Source organism: Corallococcus sp. BB11-1 (genome assembly GCF_026626625.1).
GTDB lineage: Bacteria > Myxococcota > Myxococcia > Myxococcales > Myxococcaceae > Corallococcus > Corallococcus soli.
This window is the reverse complement of sequence record NZ_JAPNJY010000007.1, coordinates 213,350-240,256: the sequence shown is the minus strand read 5'-3', so window position 1 is coordinate 240,256 and position 26,907 is coordinate 213,350. Positions and strand designations below refer to the sequence as shown.

At 69.2% G+C, this 26,907-nt stretch carries 23 protein-coding genes; 9 read left to right on the top strand and 14 right to left on the bottom strand.

Features of this window, described 5'->3' with window-relative positions; translation table 11 throughout:
• Nucleotides 1–194: 194 nt before the first annotated feature.
• Nucleotides 195–731 (top strand): hypothetical protein, encoded by a 537-nt coding sequence (locus OV207_RS07955; protein WP_267553923.1) that lies wholly within the window; start codon nt 195–197, stop codon nt 729–731.
• 133 nt (nt 732–864) lie between these two features.
• Here OV207_RS07955 and OV207_RS07950 read toward each other — a convergent pair whose 3' ends face one another.
• Together OV207_RS07950 and OV207_RS07945 are read right to left on the bottom strand one after the other, a co-directional pair.
• Nucleotides 865–1,797, bottom strand: a complete 933-nt coding sequence (locus tag OV207_RS07950; protein WP_267553921.1) for an alpha/beta fold hydrolase — start codon at nt 1,795–1,797, stop codon at nt 865–867.
• A 162-nt stretch (nt 1,798–1,959) separates the two neighbouring features.
• Entirely contained in the window at nt 1,960–3,954 is a 1,995-nt protein-coding gene (locus OV207_RS07945) for a S8 family serine peptidase (protein ID WP_267553920.1), read from the bottom strand.
• A 232-nt stretch (nt 3,955–4,186) separates the two neighbouring features.
• Between OV207_RS07945 and OV207_RS07940 the strand changes: the two genes are divergently transcribed.
• Nucleotides 4,187–5,413, top strand: coding sequence for an erythromycin esterase family protein (locus OV207_RS07940; RefSeq protein ID WP_267553918.1), 1,227 nt, complete (start codon nt 4,187–4,189; stop codon nt 5,411–5,413).
• Nucleotides 5,414–5,448: 35 nt separating this feature from the next.
• Here OV207_RS07940 and OV207_RS07935 read toward each other — a convergent pair whose 3' ends face one another.
• Nucleotides 5,449–6,225: an SDR family NAD(P)-dependent oxidoreductase gene (locus tag OV207_RS07935; protein ID WP_267553917.1), complete on the bottom strand. Its 777-nt coding sequence runs from the start codon at nt 6,223–6,225 to the stop codon at nt 5,449–5,451.
• Nucleotides 6,225–6,899, bottom strand: coding sequence for an SDR family oxidoreductase (locus tag OV207_RS07930; protein ID WP_267553916.1), 675 nt, complete (start codon nt 6,897–6,899; stop codon nt 6,225–6,227). Before OV207_RS07930 ends, OV207_RS07935 begins: the two co-directional genes overlap by 1 nt.
• A gap of 305 nt (nt 6,900–7,204) precedes the next feature.
• Here OV207_RS07930 and OV207_RS07925 point away from each other — a divergent pair, with 305 nt between their 5' ends.
• Nucleotides 7,205–8,209: an Ig-like domain-containing protein gene (locus OV207_RS07925; RefSeq protein WP_267553914.1), complete on the top strand. Its 1,005-nt coding sequence runs from the start codon at nt 7,205–7,207 to the stop codon at nt 8,207–8,209.
• Between the two features lie 302 nt (nt 8,210–8,511).
• Here OV207_RS07925 and OV207_RS07920 read toward each other — a convergent pair whose 3' ends face one another.
• Nucleotides 8,512–9,738: an MFS transporter gene (locus OV207_RS07920; RefSeq protein ID WP_267553912.1), complete on the bottom strand. Its 1,227-nt coding sequence runs from the start codon at nt 9,736–9,738 to the stop codon at nt 8,512–8,514.
• A 291-nt stretch (nt 9,739–10,029) separates the two neighbouring features.
• On the opposite strand from OV207_RS07920, the gene OV207_RS07915 reads away from it, so the two are divergent.
• Nucleotides 10,030–11,010 carry a hypothetical protein gene (locus tag OV207_RS07915; protein WP_193348110.1) on the top strand — a complete coding sequence of 327 codons (981 nt, stop codon included), beginning with the start codon at nt 10,030–10,032 and terminating at the stop codon, nt 11,008–11,010.
• A gap of 38 nt (nt 11,011–11,048) precedes the next feature.
• Here OV207_RS07915 and OV207_RS07910 read toward each other — a convergent pair whose 3' ends face one another.
• Nucleotides 11,049–12,131 carry a hypothetical protein gene (locus tag OV207_RS07910; protein ID WP_267553910.1) on the bottom strand — a complete coding sequence of 361 codons (1,083 nt, stop codon included), beginning with the start codon at nt 12,129–12,131 and terminating at the stop codon, nt 11,049–11,051.
• A gap of 93 nt (nt 12,132–12,224) precedes the next feature.
• Between OV207_RS07910 and OV207_RS07905 the strand changes: the two genes are divergently transcribed.
• Nucleotides 12,225–13,259, top strand: a complete 1,035-nt coding sequence (locus OV207_RS07905) for a PA0069 family radical SAM protein (RefSeq protein WP_193348108.1) — start codon at nt 12,225–12,227, stop codon at nt 13,257–13,259.
• Nucleotides 13,260–13,290: 31 nt separating this feature from the next.
• Here OV207_RS07905 and OV207_RS07900 read toward each other — a convergent pair whose 3' ends face one another.
• The 4 genes from OV207_RS07900 to serC all read right to left on the bottom strand — a co-directional run bounded on the left by OV207_RS07900 (nt 13,291) and on the right by serC (nt 17,636).
• Nucleotides 13,291–13,539 (bottom strand): GlsB/YeaQ/YmgE family stress response membrane protein, encoded by a 249-nt coding sequence (locus OV207_RS07900; protein WP_193348107.1) that lies wholly within the window; start codon nt 13,537–13,539, stop codon nt 13,291–13,293.
• Between the two features lie 30 nt (nt 13,540–13,569).
• Nucleotides 13,570–15,711: a M13 family metallopeptidase gene (locus tag OV207_RS07895; RefSeq protein ID WP_267553907.1), complete on the bottom strand. Its 2,142-nt coding sequence runs from the start codon at nt 15,709–15,711 to the stop codon at nt 13,570–13,572.
• 232 nt (nt 15,712–15,943) lie between these two features.
• Complete coding sequence (locus OV207_RS07890; RefSeq protein WP_193348105.1) at nt 15,944–16,507, bottom strand: chalcone isomerase family protein; 564 nt, start codon at nt 16,505–16,507, stop codon at nt 15,944–15,946.
• Nucleotides 16,508–16,547: 40 nt separating this feature from the next.
• Nucleotides 16,548–17,636 carry a 3-phosphoserine/phosphohydroxythreonine transaminase gene (gene serC, locus OV207_RS07885; protein ID WP_267553904.1) on the bottom strand — a complete coding sequence of 363 codons (1,089 nt, stop codon included), beginning with the start codon at nt 17,634–17,636 and terminating at the stop codon, nt 16,548–16,550.
• 523 nt (nt 17,637–18,159) lie between these two features.
• Between serC and OV207_RS07880 the strand changes: the two genes are divergently transcribed.
• The 4 genes from OV207_RS07880 to OV207_RS07865 all read left to right on the top strand — a co-directional run bounded on the left by OV207_RS07880 (nt 18,160) and on the right by OV207_RS07865 (nt 24,244).
• On the top strand, nt 18,160–19,815 hold the full coding sequence (locus OV207_RS07880) for a C39 family peptidase (protein ID WP_267553902.1): 1,656 nt from the start codon (nt 18,160–18,162) through the stop codon (nt 19,813–19,815).
• Nucleotides 19,816–19,843: 28 nt separating this feature from the next.
• Nucleotides 19,844–20,635, top strand: a complete 792-nt coding sequence (locus OV207_RS07875; protein ID WP_193348102.1) for a sigma-70 family RNA polymerase sigma factor — start codon at nt 19,844–19,846, stop codon at nt 20,633–20,635.
• 6 nt (nt 20,636–20,641) lie between these two features.
• Nucleotides 20,642–23,635 carry a tetratricopeptide repeat protein gene (locus OV207_RS07870; protein WP_267553900.1) on the top strand — a complete coding sequence of 998 codons (2,994 nt, stop codon included), beginning with the start codon at nt 20,642–20,644 and terminating at the stop codon, nt 23,633–23,635.
• A 69-nt stretch (nt 23,636–23,704) separates the two neighbouring features.
• Nucleotides 23,705–24,244, top strand: coding sequence for a hypothetical protein (locus OV207_RS07865; protein ID WP_267553898.1), 540 nt, complete (start codon nt 23,705–23,707; stop codon nt 24,242–24,244).
• 24 nt (nt 24,245–24,268) lie between these two features.
• Here OV207_RS07865 and OV207_RS07860 read toward each other — a convergent pair whose 3' ends face one another.
• The 4 genes from OV207_RS07860 to OV207_RS07845 form a co-directional block, all read right to left on the bottom strand.
• On the bottom strand, nt 24,269–24,997 hold the full coding sequence (locus OV207_RS07860; protein ID WP_193348099.1) for a DNA-binding domain-containing protein: 729 nt from the start codon (nt 24,995–24,997) through the stop codon (nt 24,269–24,271).
• Nucleotides 24,994–25,839 (bottom strand): DUF692 domain-containing protein, encoded by an 846-nt coding sequence (locus OV207_RS07855; protein WP_267553895.1) that lies wholly within the window; start codon nt 25,837–25,839, stop codon nt 24,994–24,996. Before OV207_RS07855 ends, OV207_RS07860 begins: the two co-directional genes overlap by 4 nt.
• A 124-nt stretch (nt 25,840–25,963) precedes the next feature.
• Nucleotides 25,964–26,224: a hypothetical protein gene (locus tag OV207_RS07850; RefSeq protein ID WP_193348097.1), complete on the bottom strand. Its 261-nt coding sequence runs from the start codon at nt 26,222–26,224 to the stop codon at nt 25,964–25,966.
• 47 nt (nt 26,225–26,271) lie between these two features.
• Complete coding sequence (locus OV207_RS07845) at nt 26,272–26,904, bottom strand: YceI family protein (protein WP_267553893.1); 633 nt, start codon at nt 26,902–26,904, stop codon at nt 26,272–26,274.
• Nucleotides 26,905–26,907 lie beyond the last annotated feature (3 nt).

Sequence of the window (26,907 nt, the reverse complement as noted above, 5' to 3'; positions counted from 1 at the left end):
CATTCGCCGCGGGTGACCCGAGTTCGAGCACGGCCTGCGCTTTCAAGCCCTCACCGGCGCGGGACCCCGCCAGTCCGAAAGGCTCCCCGGTGGGTCACGGCAAGCGCAACAGCTGGGGACCTTGGGCGTGTCCTTCCCCTGTGCTGGAGCAGCAGTTGGACGCGGGAGTCCCTGGCACGGCATAGACTGACGCCATGAGCACGCAGCGACCGCTTCCGCCCATCGACGCCCCCGCCGCTCCGGAACACCTGGAGGCCCTGCGCCAGCACGAGCGCGCCCTACCCCCGGTCCCCACCGTGGCCATGGCCTGCGTGTTGGTGGGAGCGGCACTGGCGCAAGTCGTGTGCCTCCTCATCGCGGAAGAGAACCTCCGCGTCCTGTACCACCAGTTCACCGTCGACATGCAGATGGGCAAAGGGCCGCTGGCGCCCGCTCAGCTCTCCGGCTGGGAGTCCACGTCCCTCAAGCTTGGGGCCTTCGCACAGCCCGCCATGCCCTGGGTGCAGAACATGGGCGCCCTGTTCTTGTACTTCATCTCCAAGACCTTCTCGGCCACGGCACGGGCGCGCGGGTGGTTCCGGCGCGCCTTCCTGGCCCTGGGCGGGCTGGGACTCGCGGTGGCCCTCCTGCCCATGCGCGACGAGTACCAGTCCTGGGGCATGGTTGCTGCCGCGGTGGGAGCCATCGTGGCGGGCCTGATGCTGTGCGCCCCCAGTGCCCCCGAGCCGTGAGCCGCACGTCCGCGGTGACTGGAGGGTCCAGGCCACGGCGCCGCTGCGGCTGTCGCCCGAACGGATTGAGCGCGCTCCACGGACCGTGGCCTTGAAGCCACGCCCAGGCCTGGTCTGGCCCCTCCCCCAGGAGCTACCAGAGAGAGGGGTTGGCGGGAGGCGCGTCCTCCAGGAAGGGCGTCACCATTGCTTCGAGCACCTTCACCTCCCCTGAGATCCCGATGTGGGAGGTCGCGGGGAGGATCACCAACCGCGCAGCGGGAACCTTCGTGAGCATCCCGGTCGTGGCCGCCTCTTCATCGCCTCCGCCCCGCAGCTTGAACATCGCCACCGCGTGCTCCAGCTTCACGCCGTCCGCGTCCCCCACGATGACCATCGTCCTGGCTGGAATGGCGCGCATCTGGGCGTCGGTGATGTTCTGGTCGTTGATGTTCAACACCTTCATCTTCTCGACGTAGGCCTCGAACGCCTTGGGCTCAGCCGTGTGCTTCTTGAACGCGGCTTCAATCGGAGAGCCCGCGAACGCCTCGGCGCGCAGGCCCTCAATCGCCTTGAGCACCGCGGGGTACCAGCCGTCCTGACGGTAGGTGGCGGACAGCGAGACGAGCTTGTTGACGAGCGTCGGGTGACGCAGCGCCAACTGGAGCGCCACCCCTCCACCCTGGGAGTAGCCCATCACATCCGCGCGCTCCACCTTCAGGGCCCGCAGCAATGCCGCGGCGTCATCGCCGAACTGCTCGTAGGACATCTTCCGCGACGTGTCCGCGGTCCGACCGTGGCCCTGTTGATCAAAGACAATCACCGGGCGCTTCGCGGCGAAGGCCGCCGCCCAGGGCTTCATGGAGTCGGTGGAGAGGAAAGCCCCGGGAATCAAGAGCAGCGGAGGTGTCTTGGACTTGCCCAGCTCTCCGTACACTTCGTAGTAGAGCTTCAGGCCGTTGATGGGCAGGTGGCCACTGCGTGAAGGGGCCGGCCCTTGCGGCTTGGACGGCGGAGGCGACGGCTCCGCGGCCACGGCCGCCATCCCCATGGCAACGAGTCCCATCACCACCATTTGTCGAATCATCCGGCTCGCCTCCTCGAAAGAGAACGCGCCGCTTATGCCCCAGCGGACATGGAGCGTCGACGGGGCGCTTCCGCGATGTGGAGCACTTCACACCGTCAGGAAAAGAAGAAGCCCAGCAACCCGGTGGGGTTGCTGGGCCTCTAAGCGCGCCGTCCGGGAGGACTACCGGACGATGTTCAGCGCGGTGTCATCAAGGAAGAAGCTCGTCTGCAGCGACGAGTCCTCCGTGCCGTTGAAGTAGATGCGCACGGTCTGGCCCTTGTACGCGGCCAGGTCGAACGTCCGCTGCACGTAGGCCGTGCCCTTGTCCAGGTTGCTGTAGGTGGCCAGCGTCGCCAGCACCGTGCCCGCGCTGTTGCGGACCTGGATGGCCAGCTTGTCGTAGGCCGTCGTGCTCGTCGTCTCCGCCGTGGTGATGCGCGCCCAGAAGCTGAACGTGGCGCTGCACGCCGTGGAGGGGATGGCGACGTCCTGGTACGCGAACTCGGTGCGCGTGGCGCCGTAGCCGTTCAGATAGGCCTTGTACGTGCCCGTGCGCGGCGCACTGCCGGACGTGGTGCCGTCGATGACGCCCGACGAGGTGGTCCAGCCCGTGTTGCCGCTCTCGAAGCCCGCGTTGAGCAGGAGCTGCTGGGAGATGGAGCACCCGCCCGTGCCGTTGTTCACCGTCACCGACACCGTGGCGGACGTGCCCACGTTGTTCGCCGCGTCATACGCCTTCGTGGTCAGCGCATAGGTGCCGTTGGCCACCACCGTCGTGTTCCACGCGAAGCTGTACGGCGCGGCCGTCGCCGTGCCCAGCAGCGTGGTGCCCGCGAAGAACTCCACGCGCGACACGCCCACGTTGTCGGAGGCGTTGGCGCTCAGGCTCGCGGTGCCGCTCAGCGTGGCGCCGCCCACGGGGGCGGTGATGGACGTCGTCGGCGGGGTGGTGTCACTGCCGCCGCCGCCGGTGATGAAGAGCGTGTACAGCAGCCGGTTGGGCGAACCCGTCCCCGGGCTGGTGACCTTGTTCGGCGTGGCGTTGTTCACCAGCGCGTCGCGCACCTGCGCGGGCGTCGCGGTGGGGTTGGCGCTCAGGTAGAGCGCCGCCGCGCCGGCCACGTGCGGCGCGGCCATGGACGTGCCGCTCATCGAGGTGCTCGACGAGTTGCCCGAGTTCGAGGTCGAGGTGATGCTCGAGCCCGGCGCGAAGATGTCCAGGCACGTGCCGTAGTTGGAGAACGACGAGCGGCCATCGCTGCTGGTGGTGGAGCCCACGGTGATGGCGTTGGGCGCACGGGCCGGCGAGTAGTTGCAGGCGTTGGCGCTGTCGTTGCCGGCGGCGACCACCGTCGTGACGCCCGCGGCGATCAACCGCTCCGTCGCATCATCAATGGCCTGGATGGCCACGTCGCCCAGGCTCATGTTCGCGACTGCGGGCTTGATGTGGTTGGCGGCCACCCAGTCGATGCCGCCAATGACCTGCGCGTCGTTTCCGTAGCCCGTGCAGTCGAGCACCCGCACGCCGTGGAGGGTGACCTTCTTCGCCACGCCCCAGGTCGTGCCGCCCACCGTGCCCGCCACGTGCGTGCCGTGGCCATGGCAGTCGGAGGGGTTGTTGTCGTTGTCGATGAAGTCGTAGCCGTCACCGGTGCGACCGGTGAAGTCGGTGTGGGTCAGCCGGATGCCGGTGTCGATGACGTACGCGTGCACGCCGCTGCCGTCGACGTTGTAGGTGTAGGAGCTGTTGCGCGGCAGGTCCCGCTGGTCGATGCGGTCGATGCCCCAGGTCGCACCCGTCTGCGTCGCCGACACGTGGATGAGGCCGTTCTCCTGCACGTACGCCACGCGCGGGTCGGACAGGAGGCGCTGGGCCTCGGCCTCGCTCATGTTCGCCAGGAAGCCTTGGATGGTGTGCTCATAGGTCCGCAGCACCCTGCCCCCGTTGAGGGACACCAGCTCCCGGGCGATGTTCGTCGCCCCCTGCTGCCGGACCTCCTGCGTGGAGTCGCGCAGGACGACGATGTACTCGTTGGGGATGGCCCGCTCACGGCGGATCATCTGCGCCGTGTGACCGAACTGCTCGCTGCCGGACTCCTGTCCCTCTGGCATCGGGCCGCATGCCGCGGCCAGCAAGGAGAGGGCACTCACCGCCTGGGTCAGTTTCAGTTTCATTCGGCCTCACCGGAACGTGCGGGCCCCGGAAAGGAGGCCCTCGCACAGCCAGTGGAATTAGCTTTTCTTGAAAAAACGGTCAATCCCGTGAGGACTGTTAGCGTCCTTCTTCGCACGCGTGGGGCGGCCAGCAGGCCGAAGACGTTGGTCCGGTAGCGCCTCTTGACCATCAGGCGGGGGCGCGCCAGTGAATGGTATGACGCGGCATTCCTCGTCATGGAAAGGGCCGCGAATGAGATACCTCCTGCTCCTGCTGCCTTTGCTTTCGGCTTGTGCCTCCACCTCCAGGAGCACACCCGCGCAGGAGGCCGGGGCGCTCTCCGACGCCGACCGGATCGTTCGCGACCTTTGCGACAAGCGGCTGGCCCTGCTTGGCGAGGAATCCCACCACGGCAGTTCCAGGACCCTCACCTTCAAGGTGGAGTTGACCCGCAGGCTCGTGGAGGAGTGCCAGTTCGATGCCTTCTTCATCGAGGCAGGCACCTATGACTTCCTCCGCATCCAGGCGCTGCTGAAGGAGGGCCAGCCCGTCAGCCAGGAGACGGTCGCCGACGCGATCGGCTGGATGTGGGCCAACCAGGAGATGACGCCCCTGATTCCGTTCCTCACCGAGCGGATCAACGCGGGAACGCTCGTCGCTGGAGGGATTGATGATCAGATCAACCGAGGCACCTACGCGCAGCGCGAGATGTGGCGGGACCTCATCCCCTTCCTGGAGGGCCCGAGGCAGGCCGAGTGCGGGACGGCCCTCGAGCGGCACATGACCTGGAAGTACGATGAGGCCCACCCGTACACGCCGGAGTCCGCGCAGTTCATCCTGGGCTGCTGGAAGGAATTGGAGTCCGTGCTCTCCAGGCCCGGAGCGGCGGCGACCCCGAAGGCCCAGGGCCAGTTGCAGATGGCCCGCAACATGGTGCGGTTCTCCGCCCGTGTATCCGCCGAGAAGACCCGGGCCCTGACGCAGACGGCCGGGACCCGGGACTGGCTCGGCTACAATGATCGCGACCATTCCATGTTCATGAACCTGGAATGGCTCCTGTCCCAGTCCCCCACGCCCAGGAAGGCCATTGTCTGGCTCGCCACCATCCATGCGGCAAGGGACCTCACGGGCCTGGATACGGACGACCGCCACGCGATTCCCGTCGGGTCCTATGTCCATGAGAAGTTCGGGGAACAGGCCTTCGTGCTTGGCTTCTCCGCGGGCTCCGGGAGCCATTCGCTGGGCAGCAGCGGTCGCACCTATGCCATTGCGCCCGCGCGCGCCGACTCCATTGAGGGCGAGGCGTTGTCTGGCCACACCTCCGACACCCGGTATCTGGATGGGAGCCAGCTGCGTGCCCTCGGGCCCAGGGTGGCCCGTCCCTTGAGCTACGCGTGGGCGACGGCCTCCTGGGCAACGGTCATGGACGGGCTGCTGATCTTCCGGGAGGAGACCCTCCCGCACCCACTGCCCCGCTGACCCCCATCAGGGAAGCGGCGCGGCAGGGGCCTGCGTCAGAACGGGGGCAGGTCGGAGGCCAGATGCGACGACAGCCCACCGTCCATCACCAGGCTGCTCCCGTTGACATAGCCGCCGAAGGGCCCGACGAGGAACGCCACCTGGCCCGCGACCTCTTCCGGCGTCCCGAAGCGCTTCACGGGGATTCTCTCCAGCAGGCGCTGGCGTGAGTCCGGGGGCGCCTTCGCCAGCATCTCCGTCTCGATGTAGCCAGGACAGACCGCGTTGCAGGTGATGCCGTAGGCCCCCCACTCCGCGGCGATGGCCTTCGAGTAGCCCACGATCGCGTGCTTGGTGGCCGCGTAGGTGGACGACTGCGCCCCCCCGAAGAGCCCCATGATGGACGCGATGTTCACGATGCGGCCGTACCCCGCGGCCTTCATGCGGGGCAGCGCCCAGTGACACAGGTTGCGCACGCCCTCCACGTTCACGCCGAACAGCAGGTCCCATTCAGCGACGCTCACCTCGTCCACGCGATGGAACGGCCCACCCATGCCCGCGTTGTTCACGAGCACCCGGGGCACGCCCAGCCGCGCTTCGAGCTGGTCGAGCGCTGAGGTCACGTCGTCCTTGTTCGCGACGTCGCAGACCAGCGGCCATGCGCGGCCCCCTGCCGCGATCAACCGCTCCTGGAGCTGTGCCAGCGCGAAGGCGTCGCGAGACAGCAGCGCCACCTCGAACCCGTTGCGTGCCAGCACGGTGGCGATGGCCGCGCCAATCCCGCGGCTGGCCCCGGTGACGACGGCGACAGGGGCCTTCGGTTGCGCCTCCATCAGAGGACTCCGCGGGGCGGGAGGAGGCGGACCTCGTCGACCCGCACGTTCAGGGGCTTGATGGAAACCTCCCAGATGCACTGGGCCACGTCTTCCACGGAGAGCATGTCCGCGGGGCTGAACTCCGGCCGGGACTTCCAGAAGGAGGTGTAGACGGCACCGAGGGACAGGAGCGTGGCGCGGATGCCCAGCTCCTTGCCCTCCTCGTTCAGGACGCCGGTCAGCCCACGCACCCCATGCTTGGTCGCGGCGTAGGCTCCGTTCATGGGCAGCGTGAGGTGGTCGCTCACGGACCCGATGTGGATGATGCGGCCACCGCCTCGGGGCTTCATCCGCCGGAAGGCCTCACGCGCGCACAGGAACGTCCCGGTCAGGTTCACGTCGAGGCACCTGTTCCAGTCCTCGAGGGACGTCTCATGGAGGGGCGTGAAGACCCCGACGCCCGTGCAGTTGACCAGGACCGAGAGGGGACCCTCCAGCCCGACCTCCGCCTTGTCGAACAGCGACTTCACGGAGTGCTCGCGGGTGACGTCCACATGCAGCGTGTCCGGGGTCTCCGTCACCACGTCGTTCGCGGCGCACAGCACGCGCAGGCCCTCCGCGCGCAATTTGTGGACGACGGCGCGGCCGATGTCGCCGGTCCCTCCAACGACGATGACGTTCCGGATGCTCAAGCGCCGTGCCCCTTCCCTGAGGTCGCTCTCGCGAGCCCCGTGGGCAGGGTAGTACGGAAAAGCGGGCGACATCCGGAAGTCCTACAGGATGGGGGCGTCCTGGAAGTGCTGGCGCTTGTGTCATGGGCCGTCCTATCCGGATCGCGCGTGGGTCACCCTCCCATTGGCGGCCCGAAAGTCGGGACACGGCCTTGCTGGCGGTGGGTGCGGGCTGCCTCATTTTCAGCCGACAGTGACTGCGGCACTCTGCACACCTCAGCGCTCTGTGGACCCATCCCCACCTACGAGCGCGCGGAGGAACATCCATGCGCAGTCTCAAGACACTTCCCGTCGTTGCCCTTCTCTTGATGGTCGCTGTTGGGTGCGGTTCGGAATCGGCTACGGGCTCGGCCGAGTTCGTCATCGCGATGCAGGAGTTCGCGGCGACGCCGGGTTCCGTCGTTCGTGTCACGGCCACCGTGACGGGCACCGGCTTCGAGCAGAGCCAGGATTTGACCCAGACGAGCGGCACCTGGGGCGGCACCGTCCAGGGCATCCCGGCGGGCACCGGCCGCGTCGTGACGGTGACGGGCTACGACGGCGCGAACAAGAAGCTCTACGAAGGTCAGGCCACGAACGTCACCATCTCCGAGGGCCAGACGACGCTCGTCGCCATCACGCTGCAGGACCTCACGACGCCGCAGAACGTGCCCAACGATGTGCCCATCATCGACGCGGTGACGGCGTCCGACACCACGGTGACGGCCGGCGGCCAGCTCACCCTGAGCGTCAGTGCGCATGACCCCGTGGTCGCCGACACGCTGTCCTACACCTGGACGGCCAGCGCCGGCTCGCTGTCGAGTTCCACCAGCACCACGACCATCTGGACGGCGCCGACCTCGCCGCAGACCGTGACGCTCACCGTGACCGTGCGCGACACGCGCGGCGGCGTCAGCACCGCGCGGCTGACCGTGACGGTGAACGCCGCCATCGTGGGTGGCGGCGTCGACATCCAGGTGAGCTTCAACACCCCGCCGCTCGTCATCTCCGTGACGGCCTCCGAGGGCCGCGTGCGGCTGGGCCAGAGCACCTCGCTGGCGGGCAACGCCTTCGATACGAACTTCGATCCGATGACGTTCGCGTGGACCGCCGCCTGCCCGGGCACCTTCTCCAACCCCACGGGCATGACGACCCAGTTCACCCCGTCCAGCGTGCCTGCGGAGGCTTGCAACAACTGCGGCATCACCTACACCGTCCGGGACAACCACGGCGGCGAGGCCGTGGGCACGCTGTTGCTCTGCGTGGTGCCGGCCGGCTCCTACACGCCGTAACCCCGTCCCGCCTCTCCGCATCCAGGCCGCGCCCGTCCGGACACCGACGCCGGAGGGGCACGTCGCGGACACAAGCGGGGTTACCCGCTATCGCCTTGATTTCCCTCGGGATCATCATCCCCCGAGCCCCTTCTGCTTCGACTCGAGCGCTCACCTCCGCACGTCATCCCCCTCCCGTCACGACGGGGTCGGGCGAGGCGTTACCCCGCTGGGACTCGCGCGGGAAGGCCGACAGCGCCTCGACCTGCGTCGGGCTGCGCTCCTCGTGAACCGTGCGGAGGGCGCCACGCCCCCGCCTCCGCTCACACTTGCGGTGCTTCCCCCAGCTTCCCCTGGGGGTCCGCCGACGCCATCAGCCAGATGACGAAGCCGCCCAGCGCCAACGCGCAGCCCACCCACCCCGTGGACGGCCAGCCCAGCCCGGCCGCCACGGCCATGCCTCCGAGCCACGGGCCCACCGCGTTGGCGACGTTGAAGGCGCTGTGGTTCAGCGCGGCGGCCAGCGTCTGCGCTTCACCCGCCACGTCCATCAGCCGCGTCTGCAACACGGAGCTGAGTCCGCCGCCGCAGCCCACCAGGAAGACCACCAGCGTGATGGACCACGGGTGAGAGGTCGCCATCGGGTACAGCGCGAGCGAGGCCGCGCTCCACAGCAGCAGGCCACCCGCCGCGCGCATCTGGAAGCGATCCGCGGCCCAGCCCCCGAACAGGTTGCCCACGGTGAGCCCCACGCCAAAGACACCCAGCACCGCGGGGATGACCTCCGCGCTGACGCCCGTCACCGCGAGCAGCGTGGAGGCCAGATAGGCGTAGACCGCGAACATGCCTCCGAAGCCAACGGCCCCGATGCCCAGCGTCAGCCACACCTGACGACGCTTGAGGGCCCCCAGCTCGCGCAGGGGGCTGGCCTCCGGATGGGGTGGATCCCTGGGCGCCAGGGCGAAGACCAGGACCATGGTCAGCACCGCCAGCACCGCGACCGTGGCGAAGGTCCAACGCCAGCCGAGCAGCAGGCTGAGCGTGTTGGCGAACGGCACCCCCATCACCGTGGCGATGGTCAGTCCCAGCAGCACGCGCGAGACGGCCTGGCTGCGTCGCGCTCGCGGCACCACGGAGGCCGCGACCAGCGCCGCGACCCCGAAGTAGGCGCCGTGCGGCACCCCGCTCAGGAAGCGGAAGGCGAGCATCCAGCCGTAGGTCGGCGCCAGCGCGCTCAGGCCGTTGGCGATGGCGAACATGGCCATCAACGCAATCAGCAGGATGCGACGGGACATCCGCGCGCCCAGCACCGCCAGCACCGGCGCTCCGATGACCACTCCCAGGGCATAGGCGCTGATGACATGGCCGGCGGTCGGCTCGTCGATGTGAAGCCCCGCCGCGAAGGCGGGCAGGATGCCCATGGACGCGAACTCGGTCGTCCCGATGGCGAAGCCGCCCATCGCCAGCGCGAACAGGGTGAGGCCGGCATGCGGGGTGCGCGTCGTCACGGGGGGTGCTGCGTCATCGATGCGAAGGTCGTGTCCGGCCACGCGGTCTTCCTCAGCGGGTTGCTGCAAGCGGACGACCCTATCCCGTTCGGCCCCTGAGCCCAGGAGCAAAGCGGCGGCCGGGCGACCTTGAGCTCCGCGGCGAAGAGCGGGTGCCCAGGCGCACGCCCACCGAGCCGTGGATGGGCTGGACGTGAGCCCGGGTGAAAACGAACACCTTCGAATGCGCTCCGTCTGGTTCGTGTCCGTCCGCGTGGCGGTGTATTACGACGCACTCCATCCGCCGCGTGCTGACCGGAGTGGATGGCCCACGCAGCTCGGGAAGGCGGCACCATGGCTCTGCTGGATGTCAACTACACGTGGTTCGGTCCCCCGACCTTCGACGCGAGGGACTCCGGCGGCCCCAAAGCCTTGATGCGGGCTCGCAGTGACACCCAGGCCTCGGGCTACGTCATCAACTTCTGGTGTCTCGACGCGCATGTCTGGGCCTACCGCAACTACTTCAAGGGCTCGAACTTCAGCGTCCACAATCGCGAGAAGCTCGAGGTGCGGGGCATCGAGACGTTCCTGAACAAGAACGTCGGCGTGCGCCGCGGCACCCGGAGTGGTCTGGTGCAATCGGGCATCAACTGGGTGTGGTCCAGCTTCAGCTGGGACATCGATCTGGTGGTCAAACACATCATCGAGACGTCCATGGGAGCGTCCGCCAATTCAGCCACGCGGATCCGTGAGATTGTCAATGCCAAGAACATCTGGTCGCTGTACACGATGTACAAGGTGGGCGGGTACGCGATGGACACGGGCGTCGGGCCCGGCGTCGGCGGCGCGGTGAGCCTGCGCGACTACACGACCTTCAAGGTTCCCGCGGCGGGCCCAGGCCACATCGAGGATGCGATTGCCATCGCGCACGCGAAGGCCCCACACAAGTATCTCAGCGACCGCTGCTCGGCCATGACCGCGGGGGTGGCGGGCCACTTCGAGGTCCACCGCGACCAGCCGGCCCCCCACGTGGATGTCTGGACCCTGTTCAGCCCGGCGGGGCATGCCAAGGTGACCCGGGCGCTCGAGTGGTATTGCCGGTTCTGGTACAGCCTGGAGGAGGTGAAGAAGAAGCCCAACTCCACGGAGGAGTACAAGGACCTGTGCCGCCACGGCATCATCTCCGCCGTCATGACCGCCATCACGCACGACGACAACGGGAGGTGTCTTGACGGTGTCGACAGGAATTGCTTGTGGCCCGCCGAGCTCACCGGAGCCGACGCTGGCGTTCCAGAGCTCAAGACCCGGAAGACATACTACGGCTCGCACCGCTGAGCCGCTCCTCGCCCGGCGTTCCCCTCCCGAAGGCCTGCTCAATGCCTTGAGAGGATCTTGATCTCGAGCGGGCTCATGTCCTTATCGTTATACACGCAGGTGAACGCGGCGAAGAATTGCTTGAATTTTTCAAAGCGATCAACCAGGGAGCTGCTCTCGAAGGTCCAGATGCCGTAGTTGGGATCAAAGAAGGAGAGGACGCCGTGGCCCCTCAAGGGCGAGCGGGAAAAGTACACGCCCATGACATGCTTGGGGATGGAGATGGTGACGAACGCATCCTCGTTCTTGAGCTTCTCCTGGTACTTGACCATGGCATCAACGATCAGCCGCGCTGCCTCCTCCCGCTTCTTGAGCCCATCCTTGTCCTCGCCGGGTTTGTAGCTCGCCTGGAGTTCGGCGGAGATGATCCGGTCCTTCATGGAGAGGCGGTTGGCCTTGGTGGCCGATTTGGTGATCTTGCTCGCCACCAGTTGGAGCGCGTAGACATCCCGCTGGCTGACTTCCGCCTCTTGCCAGATCTGCAGGCGCCCCATGCGGGCACCCAATTGCTTGAACTTGTAGCCGAGGGCATCCGAGGCGAGTACGTATCGCGCCCGCTGCTGCGTCGCCGCGTAGTGCTCCGGGTCGTACGAGCGGTCCAGAGGAGCACCTCCCGGTTTTTCCTCGTTGTAGAAGTTCAAGTACGCGGGGATGCCCCCCTGGGGGTACTTCGTCTTGAACTTTTCACGTTTCTCCTCTTCGTTCGGGTCCGTCATGAACGTTGAGTAGACCTGCGCATACCCTGGGTTGCCCAGGCCCAGGCTCATGAGCTGGTTCCGCATCCACATGGCCATCTTGGCGTTTCGGCCCTGCACGTCCTTGGCGAAGAGCCAGGCATAGAAGTCGCTGTCGGGTTTCTTCTCGAACTTCATCCGCAGCCACATGAGCACCAGCCCGAAGCAGACGCCACCCGAGCTCAAGTCCAGGGAATAGAAGACGCCTGTGTTGAAGTCCTCGAATCCCTGGCAGAAGCCGCACTCCAGCGTTCCGCCGTATTTGTTCGCGAGTTTCGCGAGGCCGTTGACGTTGCTGACTTGAGCCGGGACGCTTCCGTAACGGGTCTGATACAGCTTGGCGTACATGGGCCCTCTCCACGAAGGTCCGCGGCGGAAGCCTTCAGGCCGACTCTACTTCACCACCTTGACTGAACGCGCATTCAGTCGCACCGTGGGCGGGTGAAGCCACGTCCCGTCGACAATCCGCCCAACCCCTGGGCGAGCACCGCGGTGGAGTACCTGGACGAGATTCCCCCTGCCCGGCTGGAGGTCTACGAGGACCACAGCCGCTCGGTGGTGGCGAAGAACGACAGCCCCGACGTGTGCTTCTCCTGGAGCGTCAACCCGTACCGGGGCTGCCTCCACGCGTGCGCCTACTGCTACGCTCGGCCCACGCACCAGTACCTGGACTTCGGCGCGGGCACCGACTTCGAGACGCGCCTCGTCGTCAAACCCCAGGCCCCGGAGCTGCTGCGCGAAACCTTCGAGCGCCCGTCGTGGAAGGGGGAGACGGTCGTCTTCAGCGGCGTCACCGACTGCTACCAGCCCCTGGAGGCGTCCCTGCGCCTCACCCGCCAGTGCCTGGAGGTCTGCGCCGAGTACCGCAACCCCGTGGGCATCATCACCAAGGGCGTGCTGATTGAACGCGACCTGGACGTGCTCCAGCGCCTGGCCGGCGAGGCCCGGCTGTCCGTGAGCATCAGCCTCCCCTTCCACAACGAGGAGCTGGCGCGCGCCATGGAGCCCCTCGTCGCCACCCCGAAGCGGCGGCTGGCCACCATCCGGAAGCTGTCGGAGGCCGGCATCGACGTGGCCGTGTCCGTGGCGCCCATCATCCCGGGGCTCAACGACGAGGACATCGCGCGGGTGCTCGCCTCCGCGCGCGAGGCCGGCGCCACGAGGGCGCACTACACGCTGCTGCGGCTCCCCGGCCCCGTGCAGCAGGTGTTCGAGGAGCGCCTGCGCGCGAAGCTGCCTCTGCGCGCGGACCGGGTGCTGCACCGCATCCGCGAGACGCGCGGCGGGGAGCTCACCGACGGCCGCTTCAAGCACCGCATGCGCGGCGAAGGGCTGTACGCGCAGACCATCCACCAGCTCTTCGCCATGTCCGCGCGCAAGGTGGGCATGCGCGCCTCCGCCATCACGGAAGACGCGCCGGACACCTTCCGGCGTCCGACGCGTCCGTCCCGCTCGCCCCAGCTGTCGCTCTTCTAGGCGACGGCCACGGGGCCTGGGCCCTGGCGGGCTATCTCCGGATGATTTGCAGGATGGACAGCAGGATGACCGCGCCCACGGTGGCCACCATCAGCGAGTACAGGTTGAAGCCCGTCACGCCATGGCCTCCGAAGAAGCTGAACACCCAGCCGCCCAGCATCGCGCCCACGATGCCGGCGACGATGTTGGCGAACATCCCCATCCGGGCATTGGTGCCCTTGATGATGCTGGCCAGCCAACCCGCGATACCACCCAACACCAGCCACGAGCAGATTCCCATGCGATCCTCCCGGTAACAGGGCTGAAGCCCTTACCAGACCTCACAACGGTTCGCAGCGGGAGCGACCATCTTCGCCCCTGCCTGACACGAAAACGCCTGCTGGAACTGCGGCAGGTTCGTCACCGGTCCGTTGACGCGCAGGAACGCGGGCGAGTGTGAGTCCGTCAGCGCCCGCTGCCTCGCGGCTTCATTACGAATCTTCGAGCACCACGATTGCGCGTGCGCGAGGAAGAACTGCTGCCCGGGCGTGAAGCGGTACGACGCCGCCTTCGCCGCCTGGTCCGGGTGCTTCGCCAGGTAGGTCTCCATCGCCGCGTACGCCAGCTTGAGGCCGCCCAGGTCCGCCACGTTCTCCCCCAGGGTGAGCTTGCCGTTCACCTTCACCTCGTCCACCGCCGTGTAGCCGTCGTACTGCTTGCGCACGCACGCCACGCGCTCGCGGAAGGCCTTGTCGGACGCCGGGGTCCACCAGGTGCGCAGGTTGCCGTCCGCGTCGAACTGGCGGCCCTCGTCGTCGAAGCCGTGGGTGATTTCGTGGCCCACCACCATGCCCATGGCGCCGAAGTTCACCGGCGCGGACGCGTCCCGGTTGAAGAAGGGCGGCTGGAGGATGCCCGCGGGGAAGACGATCTCGTTGGTGGCCGGGTTGTAGTAGGCGTTCACCGTGGGCGGCGACATGAACCACTCGGAGAGGTCCACCGGCTGGCCCACCTTGCGCAGCTGCCGCGCCTGTTCGAACGCGCTCGCCGCCAGGTAGCTGTCCAGGAACGCGTCGCGCTGGATGTCCAGGCCGTCATAGCGGCGCCACTGGTCCGGGTAGCCGATCTTGTTGGTGATCTTCCGCACCTTCGCCAGGGCCTGCGCCTTGGTCTGCGCGTCCATCCACGACAGCGTGTCCAGGTTGCGCTCGAAGGACTGTTCAATCTGCTGGACCATGTCCAGGGTGGTGGCCTTGCCCTCCTCGCCGAAGGTGCGCGCGATGAAGGGCCGGGCGAGCGCGTGCGGCAACGCTTCGTCGGTGGCCTCCACGCACTTCTTCCAGCGCGCCAGGTCCGCCTTCGCGCCGGTGAGCACCGTGGACTCGAAGCGGAAGAACTCGCCACGCACCGCCTTGGGCAGCGCCAGCTCCACGCTCCTCACCAGGTGGTAGGACAGGTACGGCCCCATGTCGGAAGGCCGCTGCTGGCGCACCAGCGCGGACACCTCCGCGAAGTATTTCGGCTGCGTCACGTTGAGCGCTTCGCCCGCGGGCAGGCCCACCTGCGCGAAGTACGTGTCCCACTGGAACGCGGGCGCCAGCTTCTTCAGGCCCTGGCGCTCCAGCCGGTGGTAGACCTTCTCCGGCTCGCGGCGCTCCTCCTTGGGCAGCGACGCCGTGGCGAGCCGCGTCTCGATGGCGAGGATGCCCGTGGCCTTGCGGCTCGCCATGAAGGGCGCGTCGCCCAGCAGCTCGAAAACCTTCTGCACGTGCGCCTGATAGGCGGCGCGGGCCTCGCGCATCTTCACGTCGGGCTTCAGGTAGTAGTCCCGGTCCGGCAGGCCCAGGCCGCCCGAGTCCACCACCGCGATGACCTGCGTGGAGTCCTTCTGGTCCTGATCGGAGGCCACCCGGAAGAGCGCGTTCACGTCGCGCGCGTGCAGCCACGCCACCGCCGACGCCACGTCCTGCGGGCTCTTGAGCGTGGACAGCTTCGTCAGGTGCTTGCGCAGCGCCGGCAGCGACTGCTCCAGCTGCGCCTCGTCCATGCAGGCGCCGTAGAACGCGCCCAGCCGCTTGTCGTCCGGCGAGCCGTCGCCCTGCCCCTCCGCGGCGCGGGTGAGGATGTCGCGCAGCACGGTCTGGTTGCGCTCGGCCACCGTCTCGAAGCCCCGGCTCCAGCGCGCGCGCTCGGCGGGGATCTCCGTGGACTTGAGCCAGCCTCCGCAGGCGTAGGCGTAGAAGTCGTCACAGGGGTTCGCCGACGGGTCCATCACCGCCGCGTCCAGGCCGGGAGGCATCTGGGGCTCACCCTGGGGCACGGGGGCGGCGGGCGCGGCGGCGCTCGGGGACGGCTCGGCGGAGGCGGCCACGGGGGCCGGGGGTGGGGCCCGGGGCGGCTCGGGGGTGGGCTCCGCCGTCTTGCAGGCGACGCCAAGGACACAGGAGGCAGCGAACAGGGCCAGACGCTTCACAGCGTTTCTCCAACGCGAACGAGGGGTGGGGTTGTCTCGGCGCGCATCAACGCCCGACCCGCCAGGGCATTCCAGTGGCAACTGCACGCCCCGGTCCGTGACGCTCCGCGCTGTCCACCATTGAAGCAATCCGGCGGAAGCCCTCCGGCGGGGAAACGACGACGCCCCGCGGATGACCCCATGGGAGGGGACATCGCGGGGCGCCATGGCTCCGAAAAGGAGGCGCGCGACGTCAGTCGTCCTTGCCGAGCATCCCGTCCCGGAGGCCGCCGTCCACCGGGTCCTTGCCCAGCCAGACGGAGAAGAGCGCGTCGGCGAAGTCCTTGCCCTCCACGTCGATGGCCTGACCGCCCTTGGTCTGCACGTTGGTGCCCTTGCCGGGGACGTAGGTGAGGATCAGCTCCTCGCCTTCCTTGATCTCCGCGGGGATGGCGGCCTTGAAGGCGTCCAGGCGCGTCTGGAGCTTGGGCAGGTTCGCGCCCGCGTTCTTCTTGAAGCCGTTCTCGATGGCCTCCGTGATCTGCTCCTTCTTGAGGTCGCGCTTCATGAACATGCGCACGCGCTTGATCTCATCCGCGTTGAGGATCTGCGTGGCGTCCTTCGACGGCGTCTCCACGTACAGGCCCACGGTGTAGACCTTGAAGATGGCCTTCTTGCGCAGGCCGACGCCGTTGAGCTTGAGCTCCTTGCCATTCACCGTGGCGGTGTCCGGGTACTTCACCCCGGCGATGTCCTTGGCCATCACGGGCGTGGCGAGCGTCAGGGACAGCAGCACGGCGGTCAGCGTCTTCTTCATGGAATGCCTCCAGGTTGTTCTGCGCAATGTCGACGTGAGCCTACCCGTGCATCTTCACGAAGTGATCCATGAAGGACGTCAGCGTTTTGACGTCCTGCGGCGAAACCGCGTTGTACATCGACACGCGGATGCCGCCGGCGGTGCGGTGGCCCTTGAGGCCCACCATCCGGGCCTGCTTCGCCTGCGCGACGAAGGCCGCATCCAGCTCCTCCGTGGGGAGGTGGAAGACGACGTTCATCACTGAACGGGACTCGCGCTCCACCGGGGCCCGGTAGAAACCCGGATTCCTGTCGATGGCGCCGTACAGCGCGTCCGCCTTCTCGCGGTTGCGCTGCTCCAGCGCGGGCAGGCCGCCCAGCCCCTTGACCCAGGCGAGCACGTTGCGCACCAGGTAGATGGCCAGCGTGGGGGGCGTGTTGTAGAGCGAGTTGTTCTCCGCGTGGGTGCTGTAGCGGAAGTACTTGGGGATGTCCTTGCGCCCCTTCGCGATGAAGTCCTTCGCGGCGATGATCAGCGTGACGCCGGAGGGCCCCAGGTTCTTCTGCGCGCCCGCGTAGATGAGCGCGAAGCGGCTCACGTCCGTGGGCTTCCACAGGAAGTCGGAGCTCATGTCCGCCACCAGCGGCACACGGCCCACGTCCGGGAAGGTGTGCCACTGCGAGCCGAAGATGGTGTTGTTGCTCGTCAGGTGGACGTAGGCGGCCTTCGGGTCGAGTTGGAGCTCGGACGCCTTGGGGACGCGCTGGTAGCGCTTGTCCGCCTGCACGGTGGTCGCCGCGATGCGGGGCGCGCCGTAGTACTTCGCCTCGTCCAGGGCCTTCTCGCTCCAGACGCCCGTCATCAGGTAGTCGGCGGAGGCGCCCGGCGTGAGGAAGTTCATGGGCACCTGGGCGAACTGCTGGGACGCGCCGCCGGTGAGGAACAGCACCTGGTGCGTGTCCGGGATGCCCAGCAGCTCCGTGAGCAGCGCGACGGCCTCGTCGTGGACGCCCTCGTAGTCCTTGCCCCGGTGGCTGTGCTCCATGACGGACATGCCGGTGCCGTGGAAGTCGAGCAGCTCATCCCGGGCCTGCTCGAGGGCCGGCAGGGGCAGACCGGCGGGGCCGGCGTTGAAGTTGATGACGCGCATGGCGGGGACCTCACGGTGGGAAACGACGTCCCCCATTCTTCCCCCCGACCGGGCCCCGGAGGCCAGCGCGAAGCGTCACGCCCGCCTGCCTCCTGTTGGAAAGGGGCCTCCACGACCGTCCAGGATCCAAACCCAGACACGCAATCCAATACACCGCATCAACCGGCTCAACAGGTAGACAGGCCCCGGGGAATTAGTGGCTCATTTCCACCTGAAATTCCTCCAAGCCCATGATTTAACTCGGGTTTTCCGTCCCGCAAACCTTGAGCGGAATCGACCTCGGGAGGCGAAACAACAATTCGCATTTTATCGACAAACATTTCAAACGCTGGCTCCGGAGCTTGAAATGACCATCCGCCACCTCCTCTCCTCCTTCACCCCCTCGCGTCCCGCCCAGTCCGCGCCTCCCGCGAAGTCCGCTCCGCGCCTGGCCCCCACCGCTCCAGCCTCCCGGCGTGTCCAGGACGGCTTCGATGCCCGGGGCCCGTGCCTGCCTCCCCCTCCCCGCCCTGCTTTGGAAGACGTGCGAGCCGCGCTGGAACATGCCCAGCGGCGTGCCCGGCTCCAGGCCGCGGCGGAGGAGCACCGGCCCTCGGCGGACGACCTCCGCAAGGCCCTGCTGCAAGCGAAGCTCAAGGGCGCGGGCGAAGCCCTGCGGGATGCTTCGGGGGCTCCGTCCCGGTGCGACGTGCGCGAGGCGTTCCAGCGCGCCGTGCTGCACCAGCGCCTGCGGGAGGCGGGCGCGACCGCGATGGAGCACCTGGCGCGTCGCGAGAAGATGAACGACCTGCGGGAGGCCCTGGGGTCCCTGCCCGGGGCCCCGCCGCCGCAGGGCCCGGCCACGACGCCCTACACCCTCCAGCCGGGCGACACCGTGGGGGACCTGGCCTGGGGCCTGATGCAGCAGGGCGTGCCGGGCCCGGTGGAGGCCATCGCGAACCAGATCGTCCAGCTCAACGGGCTCACCAACCCGGACCTGATCATCGCGGGTGAGACACTCCAGCTCCCCACCGCTCCAGGCACCCAGGGCCCGGCCACGGGCTCCCCCGACGGCGGCACCGGCGTGGGGACGGAGTCCCCCGACGGCGGCACCGGAACCGGAACGGGCTCCCCCGGCGGCGGCACGACGGCCCCCGGGGAGCGCTACCCGGTGCCGTCCATCAAGCAGATGTCCTCCGAGGGCAACGAGGACAACTGGAACCAGGCCTCCAACTGCGGCCCCACCACGATGGCGATGATCCTCCAGGGCTACGGCATCGGCACGGAGCTGTCGGACGGCGCGCACATCAACCAGTTGGGCCAGGGCGTGGGCATCACCGCGGACGGCGTGGGCTACCCGGCCATCCAGCAGATGGCCACGAACAACGGCCTCACCTCCGAGTGGAACCCCGGCACCGACGTGTCGTGGATCCAGCAGCAGCTGGAGTCCGGCAACCTGGTGGCCGTCAACGGTGAGAGCAACGTGATGCTGCAGAACGAGCAGCCCGCGTTCACCTCCGGCAACTTCAGCGGCGGCCATTGGATCGCCGTCACGGGCATGACGCCCGAGGGCAACTTCATCGTCCATGACCCCTCCAGCACGGTGACGGAGCTGACGCCCGGTGAGCTGGAGCGCTTCCTCGCGCAGCACCACGACGGCGGCCACTCCGTCGCCATCCACCCGCCCCCGGGCGTGGCGCCGACGCAGGCCCCCTCCACGGACGTGACGGCCCAGGGTCAGGCGCTGGAGTCGGTGCGTCTGGCGCCGGGCGCCATGTCCCTCGCGGAGTCCGGCTTCGCGGGCCAGGGCGAGTTCCTGACGCGGATGGCCGACACGTACGACGTGCCCATCGACCTGGCGCTCGCGATGCTGTGGAAGGAGTCGCAGTGGGGCACCGCGGGCGCGTCCGTCGGGGCGAACAACCCGGGCAACCTCAAGTTCGTGGGCCAGGAGGGCGCCTACGAAGCCTTCCAGTCCCCCGGTGCCTACGGCAGCTTCGCGGGCTGGTCCACGCTGGAAGAGGGCATCGAGGCGTACTTCAAGCTGCTGGGCACGCACTACCGCGCGGAGCTCGACAGCGGGGACTGGACGGCGCTCGTCAACCGCTACGCGCCCCCGTCGGAGAACGACTCCGGCCTGTACGTCCAGCAGGTGTACGACTATGCGGCCACGGTGCGCCGCCAGCTGGGGTTGGAGTAGCCCGCTCCCGGCTACACTCGCCGCCTCCATGGAGCCGCCCGTCCCCGCTGACGACCGCTACCTCCGGGCCCGCGCCGCCTGGCCCGGGGTGACCCTCGCGCGTGAGGACTTCCTCGCCCACCTCGCCGCGCGGGCGTCCGGCGCCGGGGGCACTCCAGGCACGCACCTGGAGGACCTGTACCTCGCGTGCGCGTGCGCGAAGGGACTGCCCTCGGCGCTCGCCCACTTCGAGCGCCAGCACCTCCCCGCCGCGCGCCACGCCCTTGCGCGGCGGGGCCTGGCGCCGGACGTGGTGGACGAAGCGCTGCAACGGCTGCGCGAGCGACTGCTCCTCGCCCGGCCGGACGGGCCGCCCCGCGTGGCGGAGTACGACGGCCGCGGCCCCCTGGAGGCGTGGGTGCGCACCGTCGCGCTGCGGCTGGCGATGACGGAGCTGCGCGAGCGCGCCCAGCGGCCCGCGGAGGCGCTCATCCCCGCGCTCATGCCTCCGGAGGACGCGTCCTTCGCGGCGCTCAAGCACCGGCACCACGCGGACATCGAGGCGTCCATCGCGGCGGCGCTCGCGTCGCTGGAGCCCCGGCAGCGCACCTTCCTGCGGCTGCACCTGGTGGAGAACGTGGGCGTGGAGGACATCGGGAAGGTGCATGGCGTGAGCCGCGCCACCATGACGCGCTGGCTCAAGGCGGCGCGCGACACGCTGGCCGAGCGCACGCACGCGGAGCTGCGACGCCGCCTGAACGTCGAAGAATCGGAACTGCACAGTCTGGCGCACTCGCTGCTGAGTGGGTTGGACCTGAGCGTGCGGCACCTGCTGCGCTGAGCCGCCATGAACTGCCCCGACGAGAACACCCTCCTCGCCTACTGCGCGCGCTCGCTCGGAGCCGCGGAGTCCCGCGCCGTGGAGGCGCACCTGGATGCGTGCTCGGCGTGCCTCGCGCTGGTGGGCGAGGCGGCGCGGGGCAGCGAGCCCTCCACCCTGCCCGACGACGCGCGACCCGAGCGCCCCGACACCGGGAGGGCCCGGGCACAGGACGACGCGGTCCGGCGCGGCACCGTGCTGGGCCGCTACGTCGTCATCGACCGGGTGGGCTCCGGCGGCATGGGCGTGGTGCTGAGCGCGTATGATCCGCAGCTCGACCGCAAGGTGGCGCTCAAGCTGGTGCGCTCGCTCCGGGGCGACGGCGCGCAGGAGCTGGAGCAGCGGCTCCTGCGCGAGGCCCAGGCGGTGGCGCGGCTGTCCCATCCGCAGGTCATCACCGTCTTCGACGTGGGCACGGTGAACGGCCGGCTGTTCATGGCGATGGAGTTCGTGGAAGGCCGCACGCTGCGCCAGTGGCAGAAGGAGCGTCCCCGTCCATGGCAGGAGGTGCTGGCCGCGTACCGGCAGGCGGGACAGGGGCTGGCGGCGGCGCACGCAGCGCACCTCATCCACCGCGACTTCAAGCCGGACAACGTGCTGGTGGATGGCCAGGGCCGCGTGCGGGTGACGGACTTCGGGCTGGCCCGGCTGCCGGAGGGCACGACGGCCCTGCCTCCCGACACGCTCCCGGACAGCATGACGCCGTCGTCGGAGCCCGTGGCCCTCACGCGCACGGGCTCGCTCATGGGCACGCCCGCGTACATGCCGCCCGAGCAGTGGAAGGGGGAGCCCACCGACGCGCGAGGCGACCAGTTCAGCTTCTGCGTCGCGCTGTACGAGGCCCTCTTCGGCATCCGCCCCTTCGCCAGGGGGCAGCCGCCCGACTTCGGGCGCGTGCAGAGCCCCTCTCCGGAGGTGCGGGTGCCCGCGTGGGTGCGCCGGGCGGTGCTGCGCGGATTGAGCGTCGCGCGCGCGGAGCGCTACCCATCCATGGACGCGCTCCTGGACGCCCTGACGAGGGATCCGACCCGCCGTCGCGCCCAGCTGGCCCTGGGCACGGGTGTGCTCACGGCGATGGCTGCCCTGACGGTGATGCTGGTGCTTCGCGGCGCGTCCAACCCCTGCGCGGGCGCCCCCGAGCGGACGGCCTCCGTGTGGGACGAGGCCCGAAGCGCGAAGGTGCAGCAGGCCCTGCTCGCCACCGGCAGTCCGCTGGCCGCGGAGGCCGCGGACGCGGTGGCGCGCAACCTCACCGACTACGCGCGCGCCTGGGAGCAGGGCTACACCCAGACGTGTCAGGCCACGCGCGTGCGGCAGGAGCAGCCGGAGTCGGTGCTCGCGCTGCGCATGGCATGTCTGGATTCGCGCCTGGAGTCCCTGGGGGTGTTCGCGGACGTGATGGAGCACGCGGACGCGCCGCTCGTGGAGAAGGCCGCGGAGGCGTCCCAGAAGCTGCCGCGCGTGTCGGAGTGCGCCCGCGTGGAGTCCCTCCTCGCCGTGGTGCCCCCGCCGGAAGGGCCCGGCGTGGCCGAGAAGCTGGAGGGCGCGCGCACGCGGCTGGGGCGCGCCCGGGTGCTGCTGGGAACGGGACGCTACGCGCAGGGGCTGGAGGAGGCGCGGGCGGCGCTGGCGGTGGCGCGCGAGCTGGGCTACCGGCCGCTGGAGGCGGAGGCGCTCCATGAACAGGGCTCGTTGGAGTACGAGCTGGCGCGATACGAGGATGCCCAGCGCAGCTTCACCGACGCCATGCGCGCGGCCCTGGCTGGCCGGCACGACCTGCAGGCCTTGAAGGCGGCGACGGAGCTGGTGTTCATCACCGGCTTCGAGCTGGCGGACGAGGAGCGCGGCCTGGACATGGCCGCCCAGGCGCGGGCCCTGCTGGAGCGCTCCGGGCCGGAGGAGGAGCTCGCCTCCAGGCTGGAGAACCACCTGGGCGCCGTGCACTTCGGCCTGGGGCTGCTGCCCCAGGCGAGCGAACACTATGAGCGCTCACTCGCCATCCGCGAGCGCCTCCTGGGTCCCGACCACCTGGACACCGCCAGGGTGCTGACGAACCTCGCCATGGTGCGCAAGCGGCAGGGCCACCCGCGTGAGGCGCTGCGGATGTACGAGCAGGCCATCGCCGTCCAGCAGCGGCAACTGGGCCCGCACCACCCCTCCGTCGCCAGCACCCTCATCGTCCTGGCCGACGCACGGCGCGCCCTGGAGGGGCTCAAGACGACCCTGCCCCTCTACCTCCAGGCCCTGGAGCTGCGACGGACCGCATTGGGAGAGACGCACCTGGACACGCTGCGCCTCCAGAACGACCTGGGACGGCTCCACGAGGACCTGGGCCAGTGGGACGAGGCGCGGCGCTACCACGAGGACGTCCTGGCGCGGACCGGGCAGACCCACGGCACGGAACACGAAGAGTATGCCCAGTCACTGGAGTTCCTGGCCCGGATGGAGGAGCGCCAGGGGCACCTGGACGCGGCCCTCCAGGGCTTCACGCGCGCGCATGCCCTCCAGCAGCGGCGCAAGGGGCCCACCCACTTCGACACCGTGCGCATGCGCGAGGAGCGCGCGGTCGTCCTCCGGAAGCTGGGCCGGACGCGGGAGGCCCGCGCCGAGCTGGAGGCGATGCTCGCGCTGAAGGAGGCCGAGGACGGCGCGGAGCACCCCTGGCTCGTCTCCAGCCTGACGGAGCTGGCCCGGACCTACCTGGCGATGAAGGAGCCCCAGCGCGCCCGCGTCGCCGCGGAGCGCGCGCTGGCCATCATCCGCCCCCTGGGATGGAGCCCGGAGCGACAGGGCCAGCTCCAGTTCGAGCTCGCCCGCGCGCTGTGGGACGCGGGGACGGAGCGGGCCCAGGCGCTCGCGTTGGCGGACACCGCGCTCGCGGCCTTCACCGAAGGGGGCGAGCCCACCGCCGAGCTGGCCCAGGCGGTCCTGCGTTGGAGACAGGGCCGCGCCCCGCCGTAGGAGACACGCAGCAACTTCAATCCTGCATTCTTGGACAATAAGAACAACCTAGAACTCCGGAGAGTCCCCATGTCCTCCCCCATCCGCTTCACGCCTCCGCCGCCGCCCCTCCCCCGGCCCAAGGCACCGGTGCCCGTCCAGCCGGAGCTGGGGGCGGACCTGCGGGAGGCCGCTGCCCGCGCGGGGCGCGACGCGTCGCGGTCCACCTTCGAGCTGAGTCCCCCGGAATCATCCGGACCTGGCTGCGATTCCATCGGCGACCTTGGCGGCTTCGGCACGCCCCCCCCGGAGCCGGTGAAGTGCGCGAAGAACCTCTCGCTGGGCAATGGGGATTCGGGACAGAAGCCCAAGACGGTCACGGATCCGCCGTACCTCTGGCTGGGAAACACCTTCCGGCTGGAGAACTTCCGCCAACTGGGCAAACGCATCGAGGAGCTGAAGGAAAAGCTCTCCGAGCTGCTCCTGAAACCCGCCGGAGGCGAGGCGACCCCGGTGCATGACGTGCAGGAAGGGCGGGGTTCAAAGTCTGGCAGCGCCCCCGACTACAGCCAGGACCGGGGGAGCTCCCGCGCAGGGAAGCCGGGGCGGCTCGATCCGGACGCCACCTAATCCCCCGGGATTGCACCCCGAGCCTCACTCCCGGGGCCGCAGCACCAGCCCATCCTTCGCGAAGCGCACCACCTCCGCGTGGACGTCCGCGGCGGCCATGCCGGTGGCCTGGACGACGGCCTCTTCGGACAGGCCCTCCACGGCCATCTTCAGCACCAGCAGCGCGGGCGGCGTGGCGGCCATGTAGTACGTCACCAGCTGCTCCGGGTGGCGCCACAGGAGCGCCAGCTCGTCACCGGCCGCGGGCGCCGCCCCCCGGTCCTGTGAGCGCATGAACGCGCAGAGCTGGAAGGGCTGCTCCAGCACCGCGAGCGTGGGGTTGGGCGTCAGGTGCTCCACGCGCTCGGGGATGATCTCCTCGGAGGCGAACACCGCGAAGTCCGTCCACTCGAAGCGCGCGAGCGCGGGCAGGAACGGGGGCAGCCCCCGCGCCTCGGTGGCGTCCGCGACGAAGGGCGCGAAGCCTTCACCCAGCCGGTTGAGCTCGTAGTGCCTGCCGGGCCGCGTGCGCGTGTAGCCCTCCACCAGCGCATCCCACGCCTCTCCCGTCACCGCCCTGCGCGTGAACGGGAAGAGCTTCTCCAGCGTGGAGCGCACGTGGCCGCGCACGAACTGGCCATAGAGCGCCATCCGCTCCGGCGCGACGTCCCAGCCCGGGTGCGACGCGGACAGCTTCGACAGGCCCTCCGCGCCGGGTGGCCCCGCGAGGTACGCGTCCATGCTGTCGAAGAAGTGCTTCAACCCCGGCTTCATCGCGGCGCCTCCGCCAGCGCGCTCCGCGCCAGGTCCGCTTCGTCCAGGACGGCGTCCAGCGACGGGATGGCCTGGTCCCATTCGATGAGCGTGGACACCGGGCCGGTGCGCTCCAGCGTGTAGCGGTACAGCGCCCACACGTCGTCGCAGACGCGGTCGCCGTGCGTGTCGATGAGGACCTCCTCCCCCACGTCATGGCCGGCCAGGTGCACCTGCACCACGCGCTCCAGGGGCAGCGCGTCCACGAAGGCGCGCGGGTCGTAGCCGTGGTTCTTCGCGTTGACCCAGACGTTGTTCACGTCCAGCAGCAGCCCGCAGTCCGCGGCCTCCAGCACCTGGCGCAGGAAGTCCGCCTCCTGGAGCGTGCCGCCCGGCATGGCCGCGTAGTAGCTGGGGTTCTCCAGCAGGAAGGGGCGCTCCACGCGCGCCATCACCTCCCGCACGCGCGGCACCACGTGCTCCACCGCCTCCTCCGTGAAGGGCAGCGGCAGGAGGTCGTGCAGGTGCACCCCACCCAGGCGCGAGTAGCACAGGTGGTCGGAGAAGAACGGCGCGTCCAGGCGCTTCACCAGCGCGGCCAGGCGGGTGACGTAGTCGTCATCCAGCGCATCCGGCCCGCCGATGTTCAGCCCCACGCCGTGCGGCAGCAGCGTCCAGCGCTCGCGGCACGCATCCAGCGCGCGCTGGGAGCGGCCGCCCAGCGACAGGAAGTTCTCCGGGATGATCTCCACCCAGTCCAACCGCCGGGACGTGCGCGGCAGCGCTTCATAGAAGTCGCGGCGCAGCCCGATGCCCGCCCCCAGCGGCTTCAACCCATGGCGGTGTGAGTAGCGGGGGGACATGCGCGCGGCCTCCTGGGCACAAGCCTTCGGACGGGGTGGAAACAACACGGGCGGCAGGAAGGAGTCTTCCCACCGCCCGCGAGCGAGGGAGGGACCCGACTGCCGGGCCCTCCACCGGGGATGCCTACTTCTTGCCGCCGCAGGAACCCGCGCCGCAGCTGTGCTCGGCGCCCTTCTCCGGCGTGGTGGCGGCGGGGGCCGCCGTGCCGCTGCAGCTGCCCTCGGCGCCCTTCGCCTCGGCCGGCGTCGCGCTGCAGTTGGCCTCGGCGGCCTTCTCCGACGAAGCGGCCTGGGTGCCTTCCGCGCCCTTCGTGGAGGCACAGCCGGTGGCCAGCGCGCCGAGGGAGAGGGTGCCGACAACCGCTGCCAGAGCCTTGACGTTCATGTGTTGCTTCCTTTCGTACCGCGGGGGTGTGACTACGGTGAAAGCGCTTACGGCTTGAACTGCGTGGAGCCCCAGGCGTCGACGGTGACGTCCGCCTTCTCGCCCACCTTCAGCAGCAGCGCTTCGGTGCGCTGGATGCCGTAGGCCTCCACGGGGATCTGGAACTTCGCGCGCACGCGCAAGAGCTCGCCCGGGGCGCGGTGCTTCGTCTCCGCCGTCTCCTGGAGGTACGTGGCGGTGACCTCCACCGGCTCCTCGTGCATCACGCCGCGGAGGCTGAAGGTGCCCTTCGCCTTGACCGTCACCGGCTTCGCGTTGGCGAGCGGCGCGGGCAGGACGACATCCTTGAACTCGAAGACGATGTCCGGGAACTTCGCCGCGTCCAACCAGCGCTCATTGCGCAGGTGGCCGTCGCGCGTCTCGTTGCCCGTCTTGAGGGACGCCACCGGGACCTGGAAGCGACCACTGGCCTTCTGCCCGTTCACCTCCACGCGGCCCTTCACCTGGTTGGACAGGCCGTTGATGACCTCCAGCGGCGCGTCCAGCACGAACATGACCGTGTCGCGGCCATTCGGATCATTGAAGACGAAGCCCTTCGCGGCGGCGGGCGCGGGGGTGGGCTCGGCGGCGACCGCGGACAGCGACAACACGGAGGCGAGCATGAGTGCGCTGCGGAACATGGC